Below are 20,880 nucleotides of genomic sequence, written 5' to 3'. Positions count from 1 at the left end.
GAACGATGTCGAGGGCCAGGCCTCTCCCCGTCGCGCGTCCCCCATGCCGGCAAAAGCGCATGTACTTCGCGAACACCTGTTTTCCCCAGGTTCTGACCTCGGGCGACGATTCTGCGCCACGACCCGGGCCTTGCCGCAAGCCCCCCGGTGCGCTATACCTTGAGAGTGGCAAGGAGTGGGCAAACCTCCTTGCCTCTTCTTTTGCCGTCCGTCTCGGGACGGACAAGCCCCGCCGGCCGGGCTACACCAGGGCGCGCGCCGGGTGCGGGTGGGCGATGGTGCGGACGGGCAGGCCCAGGGAGCCGGTGGCGACGGCCAGGGTGACCGTGCAGGTGTCCACCGCGCGCCGGACGTCGGGGGCGTCCGGACTCGCGCCGGTCAATAGGAGAGTGTCAGGTCCGTCGTGATGGTTTCCCAGAGGGCGTCGAACCACTTCTGGGATTCCTCCACGAACGCCCGGTCCCGCTGTCCGGCCTGCTTGACGAAGGGGAAGAGCAGGGACTGGGAGCCGAGCACGTCGTACATGTCCAGGGTCCGGCTGCCCCACTCCTCCTCGCGCCTGACGAGCATGTAGTACCCGAGGAGCGCCTCCTCGCCGTTGAGCAGGTACAGCTTCATCGGCGGGGTGAAGGGCAGCGCCCGGAACCTGACGTGGACGTCGATGCCGTGGGTGGCGCGGACGGCCTGCAGATTGTGCTGCAGCACCTGGGCCTGCGCGTTGCGCATCGACAGCCAGCGCTCGTGGACCGGGTCGTCGTCGCCGGTGTCCTCGTCGACCAGGACGGGGAAGGCGAGGTTGATCTTCCGGGACGGCAGGAGGACACGGAACTCGATCGACTCGGGGCGGATCGTGCCCTCGTGGATCAGCCGCACGGGTTCGCCGACGGCGACCATCAGGGTCTCGGAGGTGTGGCACACGACGTCGATGCGGACGTGTGCCACCGAGAATGCCTCGGTGAGGCGGGGGGCCAGGCCGATCATGGTCCGCTGCGGTTCGTCGGGGACCGGGGCCGGTTCGGCGATCCGGGGCGGGCTGCCCTTGCTGACGTTGCTCAGGAGGCCGTCCGCCTGGAGGACGCGCAGGGCCTGGCGGACGACGCCGCGCTCCACGCCGAACTCCACGGCGAGCTCGGCCTGGGTGGGCAGGCGCTCGCCGGCCCTGAGCTCCCCGGCGCGGATGCGTTCACGCAGGGTGTCGGCGATCTCCTGGGGCGAGTTCCTTCTGCTGCCGTTCACTGCGACGTTCTCCTGGGTCACGACCAAACACTACAACTTTGCGCCAGCTCTTGGGAGTTGTTTGGAAGTTGTTTATATGTACCCGCCAAGTGGGGACAACCAACCTAGAGTTGGTTACCAACTTGACCGAGTTGGCGGAAGTTCCGCTTCCGCCGCCAGGGAAGCACGAAGGGGGAATATCGTGCCCGTCCTCGCCCTCCTCTCCGCGGTAGTCGTCCTCACCCTCGAGCAGTACGTCGAATGGAAGTACGGCATCACCGGCATCGTCGGCCTGCTGCTGCTCACCGTGGGCATCAAGGCCAACAGTCCGGGCGTCAGCTCCGCCGGAGCGGTCCTGCTCGCCCTGCTGGTGGCGCGGCCCGCCCTGTGAGCCGTCGGTCCTCACGGCCGGGGGACGTCAGCCCGTGAGCAGCAGCTCCGAACTGCTCTTCTCCCACAGTGCGTTGAACCACAGGCGGGGCTGCTCCACGAAGGTGGCGTCCCGCGTCCCGGCGCCCTGTTCGAAGGCGAACAGCACGGACCGGATGCCCTGTGCGTCGTACATCTGGAAGTTCTCCTGGTCGATCTGCGCCTCGCTGCGTGCCAGCATGCAGTAGGCGAACAGCGCCTCCGCGCCGTTGAGCAGGTACAGCTTCGCCGGCGGGGTGAAGGGCGGGGCCCGGAAGGAGACGCGGACGTCGATGCCGTGGGTGGCGCGCAGGGCGAGCAGGTGGTGCCGCAGCACCTGCCCCTGGGCGTTGCGCATCGACAGCCACCGCTCGTGCACAGCGTCGCCGCGGTCCTCGACCGCCACCGGGAAGGCGAGGTCGCCGTCCCGGCCGGGCAGCAGGACACGGACGTCGACCTTGGCCGGTTTCAACCGCCCGGCGTGGATCTGGCGCAGCGGTTCGCCGATCGCGAGGGTGAGGGATATGGCGGTCGGGCAGACGGCGTCGATCTCGACGCGCTCGGCCGCGAAGGCGGCGGCGATACGGGGCGCGAGGGCCACCATGGTGGGCTGCGGCGGCGCTCCGGGGCCGGTCAGCGCGCTCCCGGGGTCGGTGGCGACGGTCACCGGGGCGCCCTTGGAGACGTGGGTGAGGAGCCTCTCGGACTGCAGGATGCGCGGCGCCCGGCGCACGGCACCGCGCTCGACGCCGAACTCGTCGGCGAGCCAGGCCCGGGTGGGCAGGCGCTGACCAGGGCGCAGCTCTCCGGACTTGATCCGGGCGCGCAACTCGTCGGCCACCTCGCGATGTGTCCTCTGTGGCCGCTGCGACCTCTTCCGTCCATTGACGGAGGCGTATTCCGGGTCCACGACCAAACCCTACAACTTCCCGCCATCTTTGGGCAGTTCAGAGAAAGGTGGTTATGAACCGCTTCCAAGCGGAGATAAACGAAGAGAAGTTGGTCGCCAACTTGGGCGACCTGGTCGAACCTCTTGAGAGGTTGGCCCCCACGGTGAACGTCGGGGACCGCTTCTCGAGTAGTCGGCCGGGCTTCCCTCCTGGAGGGGAGTCGGGAACCCGGCCGGTCAGCACCACCGCGCGACAGCGTGGGCAGCACGACAACCACAACTGAACAGCAAGCAGCTACGGATGACGAACGGACACCCGCCGTCGACAGACAGGCCGGACAGAGGAGGGAGGCGGTAGAAGAAGCGCTCAGAAGATGTCCGGGCACCACGGGCGCCTGGACGTACGCAGCAGGGCGTCGGCCTGACGGGCGGCGCCCGCTCGTTCTTCCCGCACCCGGCCCAGCGCCGCCAGCCGCACCGCCGACTCGTCGCCCAGCCACAGCGCCGCCAACTCGGCTACGTCCAGCGTGAGATCGGCGCCCTCCGTGGTCGCCGCGCAGGCTCCGGTCCCGTCCGCCGACGCCTCCAGCCGGTAGCGCCCACCGGCCAACCCCGCGCCGTCCGCCACCTCCAGCACCAGCGCCCCCGCCACGCCGTACGTCCGGGCCTCCAATGCCCGTACGACGTCCAGAACGCGCACCCACAGCCAGTCCGCCTGAGACGTCACGGCTGCCGCGCGCGGGTCCGGCAGGAAGAACGGAAGCAGGTCGTCGGGGGCCCGCCAGCCGCTCTTCACCTTCACGATCCAGTCGATCGAGCACAGATAGCGCCACAGCGCGCGCTCCGCGGCCGGGCTCACCGCGAGCAGCCAGTTCACACTCGCCGTGTTCAGCGGCTGCTTGGCGTCACCCCAGTTGTCGTCCGCCCGGTAGGAGACCATGCCCTCGACCTCGCCGTCCGCCGAGCGGTACACGGCGAAGTGGGGCTCGGTCCAGGTCGGGCGGTGGCGCAGGGCGCCGGTGGCGAACTTCCACCACTGCTCCGTACGGCTGACGGCACCCGGCTGGGCCGCGCGCAGCCGCTCGTGCAGGTCCGGGCCGAGCTTGCGTACGTCCCCGGCGTCCACGAGGTCGACGCGTCCACCGTCCTGCGGACCCGCCCAGCGCGGGTCGAGGCCGCTGCGCGGGACGTCGACGGTCCACTCGGTCATCCAGGTGGCGGGGCCGAAGCCGTACCGGCCGTAGATCGGGTACTCGGCGGCGATGAGCGTCGCGACGACGTCCCCGCGCTCCTTCGCGGTGGCGAGGTCCTGGGCCATCATGCGGGTCAGCAGGCCGCGCCGGCGGTGTGTGGGGCTGACGGTGACGTTCGATATGGCGTCGGCGGGCACGGCGGCGCCGCCGACGGCGGTGAGCTCCTGCGCGAAGGAGCGGAGCGTCGCGACACACCGGCCGCCGTCGAAGGCCCCCAGCGACCGGCCCGGCTGGAACTGCAGGCGCCGCGTGTCGAGCTCCTCCGGGGCGGTGGTGGGCTCGCGCAGGAACCCGGTGTTCAGCGCCCGGTTCCAGTCCGCGAACTCGGTCTCGGTGATCGGGCGTACGTCGATGTCGGTGCGGGAGCTGCCGGCGCTGGAGGTCATGCGTTCACGGTAGGTCGCGCTCGCGCGGGGTGTCGCGCGCTTTTCCGACCCGTGCGACCGCCTGACGGGCACCGGAGCACGGGCACCGGAGCACGGGCACCGCCCGGCGCCCCCACCTCACCCGAGCAGGTCGTCGACCTGGGCCTCCCCCTCGCGGTACCGGCGCGCGATCTCCGCACCGCAGTCGTCGGCGGTGCGCTGCAGCCCCTGCCGGCGCCGGGACACCTGCTCCTCGTACCGCACGAGCCGGCCCATCGCGGCGCGCAGTTCCCCGTCCGTACGCGCACCCAGGTCCGAGAGCTCCACCTCGGCGAGCATCTCCGCCGCCAGCCGCCGGGACTCCTCGCTGCGCGGGGTGCCCAGGGTCACATGGCGGGCGGAGGAACGGTGGCGGGCCGGGGTGTCCCGCAGGATCTCCGGAAGCCGTTCCACCACGGACACCTCCACCGGCGCGGAGACGGATGCGGTGCCCGCGACGCCCCCACCCGCGCCGGACGCGCCGACACCGGCCGCGCCGTCCCCGGCCGACCCGCCCACCGACGTACGCCGGGCCAGTTCCGCCCGCAGGATGTCGATGCGCCCCTGGAGCAGCCGCCGCACATAGCTGAGGTCGGCCTCGTCGCGCTGCGCGTCACGGCGCAGCGCGCGCAGGTCGGGCAGGCTGCGCGCGATCAGATCGGGCTCCAGTGTCGGACTGTCCGTGCGCTGGGCGGGCGGACGGTGGAAACCGTGTTCCCCGACCCCCACTCCGATCGACGAGACAGGGCTGGGCTGCTGCCCGGTTCCTGGTGTGCTCATATGCCTCATCCGTCCCCTCGACCGGCATGTGTCAGCATCGTGCCACCCCCGGTGGCCGCTATGTGACCGAGTGCCCCTGATCCACCCCAGATGGGGGGTAAGGAGTGAAAATAGCCCGACCGGGGCCCCGCGCGGGCCGCCGTCAGTCGTCCGTCCGCCGACCGGCATGATGGACGTATGCGTGCGGTGGTGCAGAGGGTGGACGGTGCGAGCGTCGTCGTGGACGGCGAGACGGTGGGGGTGGTCGAGGGCGAGGGGCTGTGTGTCCTCGTCGGCGTCACCCATGAGGACACCAAGGAGAAGGCGGCTCAGCTGGCCCGCAAGCTCTGGTCGGTCCGGATCCTGCAGGACGAGAAGTCGTGCAGCGACATCGACGCGCCGCTCCTGGTGATCAGCCAGTTCACCCTTTACGGCGACGCCCGCAAGGGCCGCCGCCCCACCTGGAGCGCCGCCGCCCCCGGGGACGTCGCCGAACCGCTCGTCGACGAGGTGGTCGCCCAGCTGCGGTCCCTGGGCGCGACGGTGGCGACGGGCCGCTTCGGCGCGCAGATGCGGGTGTCGCTGACCAACGACGGCCCGTTCACCGTCGTGCTGGAGATCTGAACCCTCAGGGCTCGACCACGGTCTCCTGCGCCGCCGCCGTGTCCCCGGCCATCAGACGGGCGTCGACGGGGACGTTCCGCTTGATCAGCGCGAGGGCGACCGGGCCCAGCTCGTGGTGGCGTGCGGACGTGGTGACGAAGCCGATCCTGCGGCCGTCAGGGCCATCGTCTGCGAGCCGGATGTCGGTCCCGGCCGGCGGCAGGTGGACCTCGCTGCCGTCCAGGTGCAGGAAGACCAACCTGCGCGGCGGCTTGCCCAGGTTCTGCACCCGGGCGACCGTCTCCTGGCCCCGGTAGCAGCCCTTCTGCAGGTGCACCGCGCCGCCGATCCAGCCCAGCTCGTGCGGAATGGTGCGGTGATCGGTCTCGAAGCCGAGCCGCGGGCGGTGCTGCTCGACCCGCAGCGACTCGTGGGCGAGGATGCCGGCGGGCGGCCCCGCCTTCTCCGCGAACGACTCCAGGTCGGCGCGGGGCAGGAACAGGTCACGGCCGTACGGCGTCTCCCGGACGACGACGCCCTCGGGCGCCTCCGCTATGGAACCGGCCGGCAGGTGCACCACCGCGAAGTCGGCGGTGCGGTCGGCGACCTCGACCCGGTAGAAGAACTTCATCGACTCCAGGTAGGCGATCAGCGCGTCCTGGGTGCCGGGTTCGACATGGGCCCAGACCGTCTCGCCGTCGTCGACCAGGTAGAGCGCGTGCTCGATGTGGCCGTTCGCGGAGAGGATCAGCGCCTCGGTGGCCTGGTGCGGCGGGAGGTCGCTGACGTGCTGGGTGAGCAGCAGATGCAGCCAGCTCAGTCGTTCCGCCCCGGAGACGGTGACGATCCCGCGGTGGGACAGGTCGACGAAACCGGTGCCGGCGGCGAGGGCGCGCTGCTCGCGGAACAGGTCGCCGTAGTGCGCGGCCACGCCTTCGTCCACGCCCTCGGCGGGGACGGCGCCGGGCAGGGTCAGCAGGGGGCTCTTCATACCCCTAGCCTACGACTCGGTAGTTGAACGCTTCAGGGAGCAGTCCTCGCAGCGGCCGAAGATCGCGAAGTGCTTCATGTCCGTGTCGAAACCGAACGTGTCGCGCAGCTTCGCCGTGAACTCGGCGGCCACCTCCACGTCCGCCTCGATGACGTGGGTGCAGTCACGGCAGACGAGGTGGAGGTGGTGGTGCCGGTCGGCGAGGTGGTAGGTCGGGGCGCCGTGCCCGAGGTGGGCATGGCTGACCAGGCCCAGCTCCTCCAGGAGCTCCAGCGTGCGGTAGACGGTGGAGATGTTGACCCCCGACGCCGTCTTGCGCACTTCCACGAGAATGTCGTCGGGGGTCGCGTGCTCCAGCGTGTCGACGGCTTCGAGCACGAGTTGGCGCTGCGGCGTCAGCCGGTAGCCGCGCTGCCTGAGGTCGCTCTTCCAGTCGGTGCTCACCACACCACGAGTCTAGGGCCTGGCCGGTTCACGGCTCGGCCAGCAGAGTACCCGTCATCAGGGCGTCGGCGAGCACGCTGCGGTAGTCACGGGTCACGCGAGCGATCTCGGCATGTACCTGGATCTTGGCGTCGAGGGCGGCGAGCGTGGCACCGATCATCGCTTGCTCGGCAACCGGTGGCACGAGAACGGGTAGCTCGCCCACGGTGCGGATACTCAGCGACGGGATGACCGAGCCGGCCGTCCGAGCTCTGATCCAGTCCTGTGCGGCCGTCGCGCTCAGATAAGCGGTGAGATACGCGGCCGACACCCGCCTCAACTCAGGCAGCCTGAGTCGTATCAGGTTGGGGTGGAACAGCCAGCCCGTGTGCTCCCCGGTGACCAGGGCGCAGCGGCCCACGGTGCCGGTCCGGGTGAGGAGGAGGTCCCCTTCGGCCAGCTCGTACTTCACCAGCGTCCGCGCCCGGTCCCGAGGGATCGCGGGGTCGGCCGCGGCTTCCTCGGTGTCGGTGACGATCCGCTGCTCCGCAAGGTGGCGGGGCAGTACAAGGGGAAGCCCACCGTTCGCCCGGGTATGGCCCTTGTCCTCGGCACGTCGGCCCGGCCCGGACTGGATGGACGCGCAGAGTTCCCGCAGAGGGCTGCACGCCCATCCGACCGGCGGCACGAAATCGTCGGTCGCCGTCACAGTCCGTACCTCCTCAGCCACCGAGTCGCCTGAGCGTCGACCGCTTCCGCCCTCGCGTGCAGGGTCGCGGTCTCCTCAGTCAGCCTCGCCAGCCGATCCCGGGTCTCGGCGGGACCGGCCGCACGGGCGGCCGAGGTCGAGCCGAGCGGCCTGACATACAGCGAGGGATCCAGACTATGACCGTGATCGACTATGTCCGGCACCGCCACCCCTCGGCTCAGGCCGGGGGTACCCGGGAAAGGACGTCCGGCCGCCCTGGCCGTGTGCCAGGACACGTACTCCCCCACCAACCGTGCGATGTCGTCATCGGTCAGGGCCCACTGGGTCCGGGTGAGCCGGTGCCCGAGGTCCTCACCCGCCACGAGCAGCACCTCGGGCTCCGTGGTCTCTCCGGAGCCAGGTGCCCGCAGAAACCAGATCTGCGTCTTGACGGCGGTGAGCGCGAAGAGCCCGGCAGGAAGCCCGATCACACACTCCACCGCCCCGGTTTCGACCAGTCCGGCCCGCACCGTCTCGGCAGCACCGGCGTTGAAGGAGGCCCCGGCCGGCAGCAGCACGGCAGCCCGGCCCTCCGGAGCGAGGCGCGAGACGATGTACTGCAGCCAGTCGAACTCGGTCCGGCGGGCGGTGCCAAAGGTCCAGTACGGGGGCGGCGCCACGTTCTCCACACGTCGACCGAAGGGCGGATTGGTCAACAGCACGTCGAAGGCGCCGGGAGGATCGGCGAAGGGGTCGTGCGCCGGGGTGAACGGTCCTTCGTCGAGCCGTAGGGCCAGACCGTGGTGGACCCGCAGGTTCATTTCCGCCACCCGCCGTTCCAAGGGCTCGGGCACCCGACCGCCGACCTGGGGCGGTGCGCTGCCGACCCGCGCGGCGATTGCGTCCAGGTAGGCCACAAGCAGTTCTCCGGTACGGCCGTACGGATCGTGCACGCGCACCGCCCCAGGTCGTACGGCTGCCAGCGCTCCGGCCATGAGTCGGCTCACAGAGGGCGGGGTGAAGAAAGCGCCGCCCTCGCGTGCCTGTGCGGCTCGCCACAGCACCAGTACGTGGTCGAACGCCGCGCGGCCCTCCTGCACGGAGCCCGCGGAGGTACGGCCGAGTGTGTCGGCGAGCGTGGCCAGCAGATGACGGGGAACCACTTTCTCCGGAGGGTCGTAGTCACGCACCACCCCGCGGAAGCTGGCCACGGCCTTGGCCATGCCTTTGCCTGGCTCCACGACCTGGTTCAGGACGAGGTACAGCAGCCACAGAAGGTATCGGTCCAGCGGCATGGGCCCCCGCAGCCGGTCCGCTTCCGGTCCCGCGAGCCGCTTGACCGCCCGAAGCAGCCCTCCACCCAAGCTCCCGGTCAGGCCCGCGCGGAACCGGTCACCGTAGGTCGTCCCCGCCGGCTCACCCGGACGCAGGGCGTTCACGGCAACGGTCCGTCCGGAGAGCCAGGCCAGCAATTCGTCAGCGCGGAATCGCTCGCTCTCGGCGCCGACTGCTTCGCCGTCTCCGGTGCCGACGGTCACAGGTCGGGGAAAGTCCGCGTGCCGACGCTCCCAGTTGGTGACGGCGGGGCGTTTGACTCCCGCGAGTCGCGCGATGTCGGGCCGGGAGACGAGCACGTCGGCGAGCTCCGCCTCGGTACCCGTGCCGGACCGTCCTGCGTCGAAGTCCGTCACAGCGCTTCCTCCGTCAGAACCGCGGCGGTCGGGCGCCGCGCAGGACATCCACCCGGTCGGCGAGTACGGCCGGGAACCGGTCCATGGCCTTTGACTCCTTGGCCAACTCCAGACTCAGGTACCCGAGCACTCGATAGAGGGTGGCATGGTCGGCGGAGAGGTGCCGGTGGTGCACCGGTTCGTGGTGCATGACCCGGTTGCGGAGCAGGACCAACGAGGTCAGTTCACGGTAGAGGCCGTCACGGCGTCCGCGGTAAAGCGGAAACGCCGCGTGCAGAACGGGCACCCAGAAGTGCCGGTCATAGCCCGAGCCATGGCTGAGCAGCGAGACCCAGAAACCGAAGGACAACTCCGCCACCACGTCGTCCGGCGTGATCCGGCTCAGGCGCCGCCCACAGGTGCGGCGAGCATCGTTCACGAGCTTGTGCCCACGTTCGTTCAACGGCGCCACCACCCACCAGTCCGGTCTGCCGTGATACTGCGCGAGCGCGTTGTGCAAGGCATTGCGCAGTGCCAGTTCCAGGCAGTGCAGGGGGCCGAGCAGGGCGGCAGATGCCTCGATGTTCCACCAGTACAGTCGTTCTGCGGCCCGGGCATCGCCGTGCACGGCGCGGATGTACCGCCGCAGCCGCGGCAGGGACAGGTCACGCAGCATCCATTCGGGCAGGCGATTGGTCACATTTCCCCCCAGCGCCCCGTTGTGTGCGCTGTGCTAGTGTGGTCAGCGAAAGTTCTGGGCTCGCCTCTGCAGTGCAAGCCACCCAGGACACAGCATCCGGAGCCCCGGTCGCAGAAGTGGTGCGACCGGGGTTCCGCGCGTTCGCGAAGCCCCGCAACTCGCTCCACGAAGACATCGACACTGTAGTCAGATACTGCACTCCACCATAAGCGCATTGCAATGCGACGTTTTTTGTTAAGCCACGTCAGGATGGGCGTCACCCCATCGGGACACCACACCCCCGAACCACTACGGCCGATGCCGTTGCTTTCAGCGGTCGTGTCACCGGTTGTTCAAGGCCAAGGCGATCGGTGGACGACGGCTGTTGGAGGGCTCACCAGGGGCTTTGCTGGCGTAGTCGGTGATGCAGGAACGGATCTTGCGAGGGCAGTCACGGGATCTGCGGCGGGGCAGCAGACTGCGACCGATTTCAGAGAGTTCGAAGCGTCGGTCCCGCTTGCAAGCTGAGGGGGAAAACCGCTCGGTGAGATCACCGAACGGCGGACGACGTGCAGGGCCCGGGTGAACGATGTCCGCTCGGCGATGCCGCGGTGCGGGCGGGCGGCCTCGTCCAACAGATCCCGGGTGGCATAGTGCACGATCAAGTGCGCGTAGATCTCCTGCCGCACGCCGCCCGGTGTCTGCGACCTGAGGACCGGGCGGCCGCGTTGGTGGGTCTTGATCTCGTCGAAGACGAGCCCGATCTCCCAACGCCGGGCGTAGAGGACTGCGAGTTCTTCGGCGGGGTACATCTCGTGGTCGGTCAGGCTGTGATGAGCCGGACGATGTCAACCTGCCCGTCGACGCGGTACTCGATCACCCGGACCAGGACCGCACCCCCTTGTCGTCGACCTTCACCAGCCGGAGGACTTCCAGGCAGTCGGCCTGCGGGACAAGCACATCGCCAGCACGAAGTACACCGTGAACCGGGCGGACAACAGACGTCGGCGCTCCTCCGAGCGACCCGCCTCATCCACCACCTGGTCCACCAGCTCAGGCGGACACGACCGGGTCAGGATCCCTGACCCCAGTCGCTCCAGCCGCGATATCGACACAGCTCCAACCGCGCGAACTCCGCATAAGCAACGGCATTGGAACGGATGACCTGGGGGGTATGCAAAGGACTCGGCAAGGCGCGGGGCTCACTTGAAGAAGGCGATCCCGTCGTCCGGCATGTCGTCGGGCAGGGCCTTGGCCCAGCGCTCGACGTCCTCCGGGGTGACGACCTTCTTCAGGTGTGCCGACATGTAGGGGCGCAGCTCGACCTCGGGGGTCTGCTTCTCGCCGACCCACATCAGGTCGCTCTTGACGTAGCCGTACAGCCGCTTGCCGCCGCTGTAGGGATCGGCGGCGGCGGTGCGCGCCACCGCGTCCGTCACCAGGTCGATCTGCGGCTTCTGGTCGGCCAGCTCGCCGTACCAGATCTCGATGACGCCGTCGTCGCGGGTCATCGTCACCTCGACCTTGCGGGCGGCGTCGATCCGCCAGAAGCCGTGCTCGGACTCCAGGGGCCGGACCTTCTTGCCGTCCGCGTCGAGCACCCAGGTGCGGGAGCTGTACTCCAGGAAGTCCCGGCCGTCGTGGGTGAAGGAGACCTCCTGCCCGAAGTTGCACTTCTCGGCGCCGGGGAAGTCGTGCACTCCGGCGCCCGCCCAGTCGCCGAGCAGGAAGGCGAGCGGCACGAGGTCCTTGTGGAGGTCGGACGGGATCTCGATCATCAGTGGCAGTTCCTGGACGTGGGCGGTCAGCGCTGGCCCTGGTACAGCTTCTTCACGGCGAGCCCGGCGAAGGCGAGGACGCCGACGCAGACCAGAGCCAACAGGACTGAGAAGAAGATCTCCACGGGTGCTCCTTGAGCGGGTGCGGTGCGTGTGCACAGGGCCGGCCCCCAGCTTACGCGGCCGGGGCCCGGCCCTGTCGTGCACCCACCCGGGTCCACCACGCGGCCCCGCGGTCAGCCCAGCAGCTGGCTCTGCAGGACGACGGTCTGCCGGAACGGAACCGCCTCGGCCCCGCCCTTGCGGGAGTGGACCACCAGGGCGAGGGTGTCGCCGGCCGTGAGGTAGGCCTGGCGGACCTGCTCGGCGCCGTGCGCCCCGGTCTCGACGTACGGGTACCGGCGGACGCCGTCGACCCGGGCGCGGGCCGGGAGCCCCTCGTCGAATTCGCTCACCTCGGCGCCACGCAGCCGGTACTTGGGGCTGCTGACCGGGAGGAAACCGTCCTCGACCAGCTCGTCCACGACCGCCGCGGTGTTGAACCGGAGCAGGTAGATCCGCGTGCGGGTGCCGTCCGGCATGGTCCAGCCGCGGGCGGCGATGTGCCTCAGCGCGTGCGAGTCGAGCGTGTCCCGGAACTCCTCCCGGTCCTCCTTCTCCGCGTACTCCTCGAGGAAGACCTTCGTCTTCAGCCAGCCGTCCGCGCCGCGCAGCGCCGCGTCCTCCTTCGCTCCGGCCGGAGCGGGCAGCACCAGGGCGCGCAGGTCGGCGTGGTGCGCCCCGGCCGTGTTCGACTCCGCGAACGGCCCGGGGCTGCCGGAGGGCAGCGGGGGCTTCGTGAGCGTGGGGTAGTCCCAGCGCCCGTCCGACGCGGTGGCCAGTCCCGGTACGTCGGTCCGCTCCATCCGCGTGATCCCGTACGCGGTGGAAACCCCGACCGCGGCGAAGACGGCGACGACGGCCGTCCAGCGCAACACACCACGCAGAACACGCCGGTCCGGCGGGGCGGAGGGCTGATCAGCGTCCGGTCCGACGGGCGGACCGTCCGGCTCTTCGCCGGTCGGGAGGCCGCCGGTGGCAGCGGGCGCGCCGCTCCGCTCGTCGGACTCCGTGCCCGGCGCCGGGCCGGCCTTCGGGTCCGGCACCTGGCCGGACGTCCGCTCGGCCCGCTGGGCCGCAGCCGTCGAGTCGGGCGTCTCGGGCGCAGCCGTCCGGTCCGTCGCCTGATCGGGTGCCGGGTCAGGTGTCGTCTGGTTGGTCATACCGCTGCCCCCGGCTCGGCGATCCGGTCGAGTTGTGCGCGCAGCAGCACGGCCGCCTCCTTGGTCCCGAGCGGCGCGACACCGTCGGCGGTCGCGGTGACCAGCACATCGCCCACGTAGGCGGTGCAGTACATGGTTTCCAGGTCCGCCTTGTCGTCCTTCGGCGGCAGGAAGCACTTGGCGTTCTTGTGGCCCTTGATCTTCGGCCCCGCACGCAGGACGTCCAGGGCCTCGACGAAGCTGCTCTGGACGCGTGAGATGTCCCGGACCGCCGACCGGTCCTCCAACTGCACGAGTTCGATGCTCATCGTGAGGGTGCCCTCCGCGGAGCCCCGGACGAAGTCGTCCTTCGTCTGGTAACTGCGCATCGCCAGCCCCTTGGTGTGCTGGCGGTCGATCGCCTTCTCCAGCTCCTTGCGCGTGGAGCGCGGCAGGCCCTTCAGCCGTTCCTTGCGCAAGGCCGCTGCCCGTTCCCCGCCGAGTGCGGCGTCCTCACCGAATTCTCCCCGGTCCGGGCCGCGGTCCCAGCCGTCGGTCCCGTACGGCACGAGCATGCCGGCGAGACCGGAAGCGGAGGTCCCCCTCCCTGTGGATTCGGCGCTCTTGGTCTTCTCGAAGGTCCACACGGGGGCACCCGGGTCGCGGTCGGCGTTCTGGACGGTCACGACCGTGTAGCCGGTGCCGCCGAGCACGGCCACGGCCAGCAGTACGGCCCCGGTGACGGCGGCGATACGGCCACTGCGTACGGGCTTCTTCGCGGGCTCTCCCTCAGGCGCCGGCCTCGGGAGTTCGCTCGGGTCGTCGCTCACAGCCGCTCCATCTGCCGTTCGGCCAGGTCCAGGATCGTCGCCTTGGGGACCGGCTTGGTGTCCGAGACCCATATCTCCATGGAGATGTCACCGCGCCAGGCATGCGCCTCGGCCGTGTACATCGGCAGGTAGCCGGGCTCCTCGTGGGGCTCGGCCGGGACGTACGCCCCACCCGTGGCGGAACCGGGTATGTCCCATTCGCCGGCACCGTCCTCGTCAGCCCAGTACTGGCTGCTGGAGGTGTGGGCGTCGGCCGCGACGTCGTCTTCCTGCCTGAACTGGATGAGCCGGATCTCCACGACCCTGTCGCCCTGCGCCCACATGACCGTGGCCGCCCGGCGGAACCCGAAGTTGACGAGTCGGTGGAACGCCTCGTCCGGTTCATCGTAGGTGTCCGCGTAGTCGGCGAGGCTCATCCAGCCGTCGTCCGACAGCAGTTCCTCTTCCGTGGCACCACGCGGCTTCTTCAACAGTAGTTCGCGCAGGTCGCCGTCGGTCTTCAGCCGCCGGTCCTGTGCGGCCGGCAACGGGGCCGGGCCCTTGCCCTTGGCCTGCTCGACCACGGGCTGGGAGAGCGACGGCAGCACGGTGGGCTCACGGTCGGCCTGGACGAGATAGCCGGTGCAGGTCCCGGCGACGGCGCCCAGGGCGGCGGCCGCGGCGATCATCAGTGTCGTACGGCCACGGCGGCGGGGACGGTGACGGGCAGCCGGGTCGGACACCGGCGGCCCTTCCGTCTCACCCATGTCATCCGGCTCCAGCACCGGCTCCGGCACCTCGGCCGCCTCGGACACCTCAACTGCTCCAGCAGTCCCCGATCTTTCGGGATCTTCCATAACATCCCCCTCAAAACGTGAAGCACGCGTTCCGCATCACGTGTCACAGAAGACACACAGGCCACACGAGCAGTTGTAAGGAAGTTGATTACGATTCAGACATGGCGAAGAAGCTTGTGATCAAGGTGACCGCGGGGGCCGACGCCCCCGAACGCTGCTCGCAGGCGTTCACGGTGGCGGCGTTGGCCGTGGCGAGCGGTGTCGATGTATCCCTGTGGCTCACCGGCGAGTCCTCGTGGTTCGCGCTGCCGGGCCGTGCCGCGGAGTTCGAGTTGCCGCACGCGGCCCCGCTGCCCGACCTGCTGGACTCGATCGTCGTGGGTGGCCGCCTCACCCTGTGCACCCAGTGCGCGGCCCGCCGGGACATCACGGAGAAGGACGTCATCGAGGGCGTGCGCATCGCGGGCGCGCAGGTGTTCGTCCAGGAGGCGCTGGCGGACGACACGCAGGCACTCGTGTACTGAGGGATCCACCCGCCCCCACCGACGTCTCACCGGGGCGGCCGTGGTCCTTTCTTGCCGTCCAGTTCGTCCCACCACGCGTCGGACTCGGGATCGCCGGAGGGGTCGTCCCACCAGCGGTCCTCGGGGCCGCGCCGGTTGGCGATCATCGCGGCGAGCGGCGGGATGACCATGGCCACCAGGCACATGCCCACGGCCACCGGCACCGACCACAGCCGCACGACGCCCCAGGCCAGGACGAACAACGCGATGCACGTGCCCATCATGACGAAGTAGGCGTGCCGCCTGCGCGCGTACATGCCTCCAGGGTAGAACCGGGCACGCAAACACGCAGGCACGCACGCCGAAGGGCCGCATCCCCGGTGTCCAACCCGTGGGATGCGGCCCTTCGGCGTCACGAGCCCCGCGGACGGACCGCGGGGCCGAGCCCTCACACCGCGATGGCGACCTCGGCCAGCCCGCCCTGCTGGGCGACGACCGTGCGGTCGGCGCTGCCGCCGGGCACCAGGGCACGGACGGTCCAGGTGCCCTCGGCCGCGTAGAAGCGGAACTGCCCGGTGGCGGAGGTCGGAACCTCGGCCGTGAACTCGCCGGTCGAGTCCAGCAGACGGACGTAGCCCGTCACCGGCTCGCCGTCACGGGTCACATGACCCTGGATGGTGGTCTCGCCGGGCTTGATCGTCGAAGCGTCCGGGCCACCGGCCTTCGCACCGCACATGGCGTACTCCTGAAGTGGTCTAGTGGTCTGGAAAGGCTGGACAGGTCGGCGGGAGGGCTTACTTGCCGTCGCCGAGCTCGATCGGCACGCCGACGAGGGAGCCGTACTCGGTCCAGGAGCCGTCGTAGTTCTTGACGTTCTCCACGCCCAGCAGCTCGTGCAGCACGAACCAGGACAGCGCGGAGCGCTCACCGATGCGGCACAGGGCGATGGTGTCCTTCGACAGGTCGATCTGCTCGTCCTCGTAGAGCTTCTTGAGCTCCTCGTCGGACTTGAAGGTGCCGTCGTCGTTGGCGTTCTTGGACCACGGGATGTTGCGGGAGCTCGGCACGTGGCCGGGGCGCTGCGACTGCTCCTGCGGCAGGTGCGCCGGCGCGAGCAGCTTGCCGGAGAACTCGTCGGGCGAACGCACGTCGACGATGTTCTGCACGCCGATGGCGTCCACGACCTCGTCGCGGAAGGCACGGATGGACAGGTCCTGCGGCTTGGCCTTGTACTCGGTCTTCGCCCGCTCCGGCACCTCGTCGCCGGCGACCAGCTCGCGGGCGTCCAGCTCCCACTTCTTGCGGCCGCCGTCGAGGAGCTTGACGTTCTCGTGGCCGTACAGCTTGAAGTACCAGTAGGCGTACGCGGCGAACCAGTTGTTGTTGCCGCCGTAGAGGATCACCGTGTGGTCGTTGGAGATGCCCTTCCCCGACAGGAGCTTCTCGAAGCCCTCCTGGTCGACGAAGTCACGGCGGACCGGGTCCTGCAGGTCCTTGGTCCAGTCGATCCGGATGGCGTTCTTGATGTGGTTCTTCTCGTAGGCGGTGGTGTCCTCGTCCACCTCGACGATGGCGATGGTCGGGTCGTCCAGATGCTCCTGGACCCAGTCGGCGTCGACCAGTACGTCGTTACGGCTCATGTTCTGTCTCCTCCGGGGCAGTTGCGGCGGGGCGTGCGGGTGAGAGGCTGCGCGCCCCTACGGGGTCGGCGCACGGACGCCCCTCGGCGGGGCGGGGCGGGAAACGCGGACGGCGATGCGGCCGCTCAGAAGGGTCGACAGAGCATGGCGGAGACGCGGCACAGGTCCACTGCCCGCCGCTTCGTGAGATCCGCCTGTCCTCGCGCTCGGAGGACGCTCGTCTGACACTGCATGCCCTCGATCGTAGGGAGGGCAGGGCGGGCGTGTCACCGGCATGTCACATGCTGATACAAGTTTGTCCGCGATGCGGGATGACCGTGTTGCCGAGTCCGCCCCCGTGTACCCCGGGCGGGACCGCGTGCACCGTCACATCTGCTCTACGGACTCCTCCGTCTCACCTGCCGGACGCTGGGGTTCGCCGGGGGCTCGCCCGAGGTCCGCCGGGAGGCCCACCCGCTACCTACCCGGCCAGGCGGACGTGGGAGCCCTTCACGTTGATGTGGACGCCGGCCTCCGCCGCCTCGACCTTGTCCAGCTTGATGCCGCCGGGCAGGCCGTTGATCGTCTGCTCGAAGTCGGTGATCTCCCGCACCCGCGTCTCGGCGATCTCGACGCCGCCGAACTTCGGCAGCGCGTCCGCCTGCACCCGCACGGTGTCGCCGTCCACGACCGTCACGGAGCTGAGCACGGAGATCGGCTCGGGCAGCTTGGTGCCGAGCACGGTGGCCTCCACCGTCACCTTGATCTTCCCGTCGCCGCCGTCGGAGAGGCCGACGACGCTGGCGGTGACACCGGGGGCCACCCGCGTCGGCTCGGACTTGGCGGTCTTGAGCAGCTCGTCGTAGGTCACGGTCGCGGTGCCGGTCGCGGCGGCGGCGGTGGCGGAGCTGAAGTCACCGGAGAACTCGACGCCCTCCATGTCGGCGCGCAGGTCGTCGATGCGGATGCTCTTCGCGCCGTCGCCGGTGGTGGCCTCGTAGCCCTCGATGCCGATCTGCACCTCGTCGAGGGTGCCGCCGGCGACCTGGGTGAGGAAGGGGAAACCGTTGATGGACACGTCGGGAGTGGTGGCGAGGTTCTCGGTCGACTTGAGCCGGTCGGCCACCTCGCCCTCCGCGAAGTTGACCGCGACCCGGTCCACGATCACGAAGATGCCACCGAGAATCACGACGATGATCAGCAGTATTCGCAGTGCGCGCATGCGGTTGATTCCCCACCTAGGTGCTTTCGACGGCAGTCCCCCACGGACGGCCGGGCAGCCGTCCTGCGCGAGGGTAACCCGCACGACCAGGGAAACCACGGGATTGTCGATCACCTGTGACAGGGGTCGCCGGTCCGCCGGGCGCCGGTGCCGTCAGCCGGCGACACGCCCCAGTACGTACACCGCCGGTGCCGCCGCGGCCAGCGGCAGGGCCACCCCGGCCGTGAAGTGGACGAACCGGGACGGGTAGTCGTAGCTCGCGACGCGGTGCCCGATCAGGGCGCAGACCGCCGCGCCCGCACCGATCAGCGCGCCCGAGACGCCGAACCCCGTCACCCCGCCGACCGCCGCGCCCGCACCCGCCGCCACGAACAGCGCGACCACGAGGGACGCCGGCGTCGGCAACGGCAGCGCACGCGCCACGACCGCCGCCGCCAGCGCGACCCCGCCGACCGTCACCGCGTCGGCGTCGGCCGCCAGGTATCCGCTCGCCACGATCGCCAGCGCCGACGCGGCGACCGTCGCCGTCAGGCCGTACATCCGCTCGTCGGGGTCGGCGTGCGAGCGCAGCTGCAGCACCAGCGACAGCGCCACCCACACCCCCAGCGTGCCGAGGATGGCCGACGGTGAACGGTCGGACGCCAGCAGCGCCACGTCGGCGACCAGCGCCCCGAGGAAGCCCAGCGCGATGCCCTGCCGCGCGGGCCACATCCCGTTCAGCCGGAACCAGCCCGCGGCGGTGAGCCCCTGGAGGGCCACCAGCGGTACGAGCAGGGCGTACGTCCCCAGCGCCGCCCCACCGGCGATCAGCAGCCCCAACAGCGCGGTGAGCGCCGCCGGTTGCATGCCGGGCTCGATGATCGGCGAGCGCCCCTCCGCGCGGGCGCGCTGCGCGTCCGTGACACGGGTGTTCCCGGCGAGGGTGGCGGGCCCGTACTCGGGGCCGTCCGCGGAAGCGGGAGCGGAGGGTGCGGGCGGGGGTGTGGGAACGGTCCCGGCCCCGGTTGCGGGAACGGCGCCCGGTGGGACCCCGTGGGTCGAGGCCGCACCGTACCCGGCGTACACCGCGGGCCCGCCATGTCCCTGCGGGGGCGGTGGGGTCTGCGGCAGGTACGACGTCTCCTCCGCCGAGGTCGCCGCCGGGACCGGCGGCTGCATCTGCGTCTCCCACGTCTGTCCCTGCCACTGCTGCGTGTCCTGCATGGCGGCGTGCGGATCGTCGTACCACCCCTGCTGTCCCCCGGGCCACGCCTGCGACTCGGGGTGCTGAGGGTGCTGGAGGTGCTGGGGGTGCTGGTTCTGGTGGTTCTGCTGATGCTGGTGCTGCTGAGGTGAGGGCCGCCCGTAGGGGTCGTAGCCCCCTGTCCCTCGTGCCCGTCGTGGCCCTGATACGGCTGGTTGGTCATCGCTCACCCTCCTGCGAACGGCGGGAGCACCTCGACCGTGCCGCCGTCGGCCAGCCGTACCGTCTCATGTTCGCGGGTGCCCACGGGATCGCTGTCGACGAGGAACGAGCATCGCCGCAGGACGCGCGTGAGTTCGCCGGGGTGCCGCTCGCGCGCCGCGTCGAGCGCCTCGGCGAGCGTGGCCGCCTCGAGCGTCTCCTCGGCCACCCCGGCCGCGGCCTTGGCGGCGGCCCAGTACCGCACCGTGACCTTTGCCATCTGCTGGTCCTCAATCGGGTTGACGGTGAACACCGCCAGGCTAGCCCGACCGGGCCGCCACCCAGTCCCCGATCCGGTGCAACAGCCCGTCGGGCGCCGCGTTCTCCGCGTGCCCCATGCCCGGCTCCACCCACAGTTCCCCGTGCCCGCCGGCCGCGGCCGCCAGCATGCGCGGATGGTCGAGGGGAAAGTAGCCGTCGCGGTCGCCGTGCACGACCAGCAGCGGCGTCGGCGCGATGCGCGGCACCGCCTCGACGGGGGACAGCGGAACGGGGTCCCTCCCCCAAGCTCTTCGAGCAGGGGGTGCCCCCACCCGGTGGTGAATCCGCGTCCGCAGCCCGTACCGCCCCACCAACCGCCCCGAGGGACGGGTCACCAGCCAGTGCAGTCGCCGCATGGGAGCCGTCCCCCGGTAGAACCACCGGGCGGGCCCACTGACGGACACCACGGCATCCGGACCGTCCGCACCACCGGGGCCGCCCGCATCGAGCGCCGCGTGCCGCAGCACCACCGAACCGCCCATCGAGAACCCGACCGTCGCCACGCGCGCGTGCACCAGTCCCCGCGCCCACGACACCGCCGCCGCCAGATCCAGCACCTCGCGGTCCCCGACCGTGGACCGTCCGCCCGACGCGCCGTGCCCGCGGAAGGAGAACGTCACGACCGCCCCGTGCCGCGCGAAGGCCCGCGCCACCCTGCGTACGTGCGGCCGGTCCACGTGCCCGATGAACCCGTGCGCGATCACGAAAACCACGTCATGAGAGGGGTCACGGGAGAGCGGCCGGAAACCGTTGTTCCCGGTCGCCGCCGGTTCGGCCGCCGGTTCGTAAACGGAATCGATCCGTACGCCGTCCGCAGTACGCAGAAACGTCCGCAAAGACGTACCACCACGTGTGACGCCACGCGTCTCGGAATTCGGACGAATGGCGGAACGTGCCACATGACCTGCCGGACCGGTGCTCATGTCCGCTATTCTGCGGGGGAGAGGACTCGGGCAGCGAAGCCCCCGGGTCCTTTTGTGCTTTCGGAAGCATTGTGTACGACGCGGGAAACCGCCGGTGTACGGGCCGTCGAACGCACGAGGCAATGCCATGAACTCCCCCGCCCCCATGGCGTGGGAGGTACCCCCGTCGCAGGGACCGAGGAGGAACCAGACGTTATGGGCGAGCGAACCGTGCACGACCGTACGACGACCCGGAAGTGGGCAGCACCCGCGCCGGACCGGGAGCCCGACAGGCGGCTCCGCGAACTCGGCTCCCGGCGCC

Annotated in this window: 26 protein-coding genes; 3 read left to right on the top strand and 23 right to left on the bottom strand. The window is 70.3% G+C overall.

From position 1 onward, the window contains the following. Positions 1 to 241: 241 nt before the first annotated feature. Both WJ438_RS21895 and WJ438_RS21890 read right to left on the bottom strand, forming a co-directional pair. Complete coding sequence (locus WJ438_RS21895; RefSeq protein ID WP_406726740.1) at positions 242 to 382, bottom strand: hypothetical protein; 141 nt, start codon at positions 380 to 382, stop codon at positions 242 to 244. Then, positions 379 to 1,263: a FadR/GntR family transcriptional regulator gene (locus tag WJ438_RS21890; RefSeq protein WP_406726739.1), complete on the bottom strand. Its 885-nt coding sequence runs from the start codon at positions 1,261 to 1,263 to the stop codon at positions 379 to 381. Before WJ438_RS21890 ends, WJ438_RS21895 begins: the two co-directional genes overlap by 4 nt. A 154-nt stretch (positions 1,264 to 1,417) precedes the next feature. On the opposite strand from WJ438_RS21890, the gene WJ438_RS21885 reads away from it, so the two are divergent. Further along, a complete protein-coding gene (locus WJ438_RS21885; protein WP_406726738.1) occupies positions 1,418 to 1,606 on the top strand; it encodes a hypothetical protein in 189 nt (62 codons plus the stop codon). A 27-nt stretch (positions 1,607 to 1,633) separates the two neighbouring features. Here WJ438_RS21885 and WJ438_RS21880 read toward each other — a convergent pair whose 3' ends face one another. The 3 genes from WJ438_RS21880 to WJ438_RS21870 all read right to left on the bottom strand — a co-directional run bounded on the left by WJ438_RS21880 (position 1,634) and on the right by WJ438_RS21870 (position 4,949). After that, on the bottom strand, positions 1,634 to 2,539 hold the full coding sequence (locus WJ438_RS21880; RefSeq protein ID WP_406726737.1) for a winged helix-turn-helix domain-containing protein: 906 nt from the start codon (positions 2,537 to 2,539) through the stop codon (positions 1,634 to 1,636). A 340-nt stretch (positions 2,540 to 2,879) separates the two neighbouring features. Then, positions 2,880 to 4,151 (bottom strand): GNAT family N-acetyltransferase, encoded by a 1,272-nt coding sequence (locus WJ438_RS21875; protein WP_406726736.1) that lies wholly within the window; start codon positions 4,149 to 4,151, stop codon positions 2,880 to 2,882. A 117-nt stretch (positions 4,152 to 4,268) separates the two neighbouring features. Beyond that, positions 4,269 to 4,949: an aerial mycelium formation protein gene (locus WJ438_RS21870; protein WP_406726735.1), complete on the bottom strand. Its 681-nt coding sequence runs from the start codon at positions 4,947 to 4,949 to the stop codon at positions 4,269 to 4,271. 177 nt (positions 4,950 to 5,126) lie between these two features. Between WJ438_RS21870 and dtd the strand changes: the two genes are divergently transcribed. Next, positions 5,127 to 5,552 (top strand): D-aminoacyl-tRNA deacylase, encoded by a 426-nt coding sequence (gene dtd / locus WJ438_RS21865; protein WP_406726734.1) that lies wholly within the window; start codon positions 5,127 to 5,129, stop codon positions 5,550 to 5,552. Between the two features lie 4 nt (positions 5,553 to 5,556). Here dtd and WJ438_RS21860 read toward each other — a convergent pair whose 3' ends face one another. The 11 genes from WJ438_RS21860 to WJ438_RS21810 form a co-directional block, all read right to left on the bottom strand. Next, positions 5,557 to 6,522: a YgfZ/GcvT domain-containing protein gene (locus WJ438_RS21860; RefSeq protein ID WP_406726733.1), complete on the bottom strand. Its 966-nt coding sequence runs from the start codon at positions 6,520 to 6,522 to the stop codon at positions 5,557 to 5,559. A gap of 9 nt (positions 6,523 to 6,531) precedes the next feature. Beyond that, positions 6,532 to 6,969 carry a Fur family transcriptional regulator gene (locus WJ438_RS21855; RefSeq protein ID WP_406726732.1) on the bottom strand — a complete coding sequence of 146 codons (438 nt, stop codon included), beginning with the start codon at positions 6,967 to 6,969 and terminating at the stop codon, positions 6,532 to 6,534. Between the two features lie 25 nt (positions 6,970 to 6,994). Further along, complete coding sequence (locus tag WJ438_RS21850; RefSeq protein ID WP_406726731.1) at positions 6,995 to 7,654, bottom strand: restriction endonuclease subunit S; 660 nt, start codon at positions 7,652 to 7,654, stop codon at positions 6,995 to 6,997. Then, entirely contained in the window at positions 7,651 to 9,324 is a 1,674-nt protein-coding gene (locus WJ438_RS21845) for an N-6 DNA methylase (protein ID WP_406726730.1), read from the bottom strand. Before WJ438_RS21845 ends, WJ438_RS21850 begins: the two co-directional genes overlap by 4 nt. Positions 9,325 to 9,337: 13 nt before the next feature. Further along, the gene (locus WJ438_RS21840) at positions 9,338 to 10,003 is read right to left on the bottom strand and encodes a hypothetical protein (protein ID WP_406726729.1); all 666 of its coding nucleotides are present in this window, start codon (positions 10,001 to 10,003) and stop codon (positions 9,338 to 9,340) included. Between the two features lie 332 nt (positions 10,004 to 10,335). Then, a complete protein-coding gene (locus WJ438_RS21835) occupies positions 10,336 to 10,809 on the bottom strand; it encodes a transposase (protein ID WP_406729769.1) in 474 nt (157 codons plus the stop codon). A gap of 87 nt (positions 10,810 to 10,896) precedes the next feature. Next, a complete protein-coding gene (locus WJ438_RS21830) occupies positions 10,897 to 11,097 on the bottom strand; it encodes a transposase domain-containing protein (protein ID WP_406726728.1) in 201 nt (66 codons plus the stop codon). Between the two features lie 87 nt (positions 11,098 to 11,184). Further along, positions 11,185 to 11,760: an FABP family protein gene (locus WJ438_RS21825; protein ID WP_406726727.1), complete on the bottom strand. Its 576-nt coding sequence runs from the start codon at positions 11,758 to 11,760 to the stop codon at positions 11,185 to 11,187. Between the two features lie 236 nt (positions 11,761 to 11,996). Beyond that, positions 11,997 to 13,022, bottom strand: coding sequence for a hypothetical protein (locus WJ438_RS21820; protein ID WP_406726726.1), 1,026 nt, complete (start codon positions 13,020 to 13,022; stop codon positions 11,997 to 11,999). Beyond that, positions 13,019 to 13,831: a hypothetical protein gene (locus tag WJ438_RS21815; RefSeq protein ID WP_406726725.1), complete on the bottom strand. Its 813-nt coding sequence runs from the start codon at positions 13,829 to 13,831 to the stop codon at positions 13,019 to 13,021. Before WJ438_RS21815 ends, WJ438_RS21820 begins: the two co-directional genes overlap by 4 nt. Next, a complete protein-coding gene (locus WJ438_RS21810) occupies positions 13,828 to 14,625 on the bottom strand; it encodes a hypothetical protein (RefSeq protein WP_406726724.1) in 798 nt (265 codons plus the stop codon). Before WJ438_RS21810 ends, WJ438_RS21815 begins: the two co-directional genes overlap by 4 nt. Before the next feature lie 143 nt (positions 14,626 to 14,768). On the opposite strand from WJ438_RS21810, the gene WJ438_RS21805 reads away from it, so the two are divergent. Further along, positions 14,769 to 15,131 (top strand): DsrE family protein, encoded by a 363-nt coding sequence (locus WJ438_RS21805; protein ID WP_406726723.1) that lies wholly within the window; start codon positions 14,769 to 14,771, stop codon positions 15,129 to 15,131. 26 nt (positions 15,132 to 15,157) lie between these two features. Here the strand turns inward: WJ438_RS21805 and WJ438_RS21800 are convergent, their stop codons facing one another. The 7 genes from WJ438_RS21800 to WJ438_RS21770 form a co-directional block, all read right to left on the bottom strand. Beyond that, positions 15,158 to 15,427 (bottom strand): DUF3099 domain-containing protein, encoded by a 270-nt coding sequence (locus WJ438_RS21800; protein WP_406726722.1) that lies wholly within the window; start codon positions 15,425 to 15,427, stop codon positions 15,158 to 15,160. A gap of 131 nt (positions 15,428 to 15,558) precedes the next feature. Continuing rightward, complete coding sequence (locus WJ438_RS21795; protein WP_351398428.1) at positions 15,559 to 15,846, bottom strand: DUF1416 domain-containing protein; 288 nt, start codon at positions 15,844 to 15,846, stop codon at positions 15,559 to 15,561. Between the two features lie 58 nt (positions 15,847 to 15,904). Beyond that, positions 15,905 to 16,750, bottom strand: coding sequence for a sulfurtransferase (locus WJ438_RS21790; protein WP_406726721.1), 846 nt, complete (start codon positions 16,748 to 16,750; stop codon positions 15,905 to 15,907). 460 nt (positions 16,751 to 17,210) lie between these two features. Then, positions 17,211 to 17,951 (bottom strand): DUF2993 domain-containing protein, encoded by a 741-nt coding sequence (locus WJ438_RS21785; RefSeq protein WP_406726720.1) that lies wholly within the window; start codon positions 17,949 to 17,951, stop codon positions 17,211 to 17,213. A 153-nt stretch (positions 17,952 to 18,104) separates the two neighbouring features. Then, positions 18,105 to 19,364 carry a hypothetical protein gene (locus tag WJ438_RS21780; protein WP_406726719.1) on the bottom strand — a complete coding sequence of 420 codons (1,260 nt, stop codon included), beginning with the start codon at positions 19,362 to 19,364 and terminating at the stop codon, positions 18,105 to 18,107. After that, the gene (locus WJ438_RS21775) at positions 19,361 to 19,615 is read right to left on the bottom strand and encodes a MoaD/ThiS family protein (RefSeq protein WP_406726718.1); all 255 of its coding nucleotides are present in this window, start codon (positions 19,613 to 19,615) and stop codon (positions 19,361 to 19,363) included. The genes WJ438_RS21780 and WJ438_RS21775 overlap by 4 nt, the downstream gene beginning before the upstream one ends. Before the next feature lie 40 nt (positions 19,616 to 19,655). Then, positions 19,656 to 20,579, bottom strand: a complete 924-nt coding sequence (locus WJ438_RS21770; protein ID WP_406726717.1) for an alpha/beta hydrolase — start codon at positions 20,577 to 20,579, stop codon at positions 19,656 to 19,658. Positions 20,580 to 20,880 lie beyond the last annotated feature (301 nt).

It is taken from the genome of Streptomyces sp. GD-15H, from assembly GCF_045291515.1.
In the GTDB taxonomy this organism is placed as follows: Bacteria; Actinomycetota; Actinomycetes; order Streptomycetales; family Streptomycetaceae; genus Streptomyces.
The sequence above is the reverse complement of the archived record's forward strand: the minus strand, read 5'-3'. Positions and strand labels throughout refer to the sequence as shown.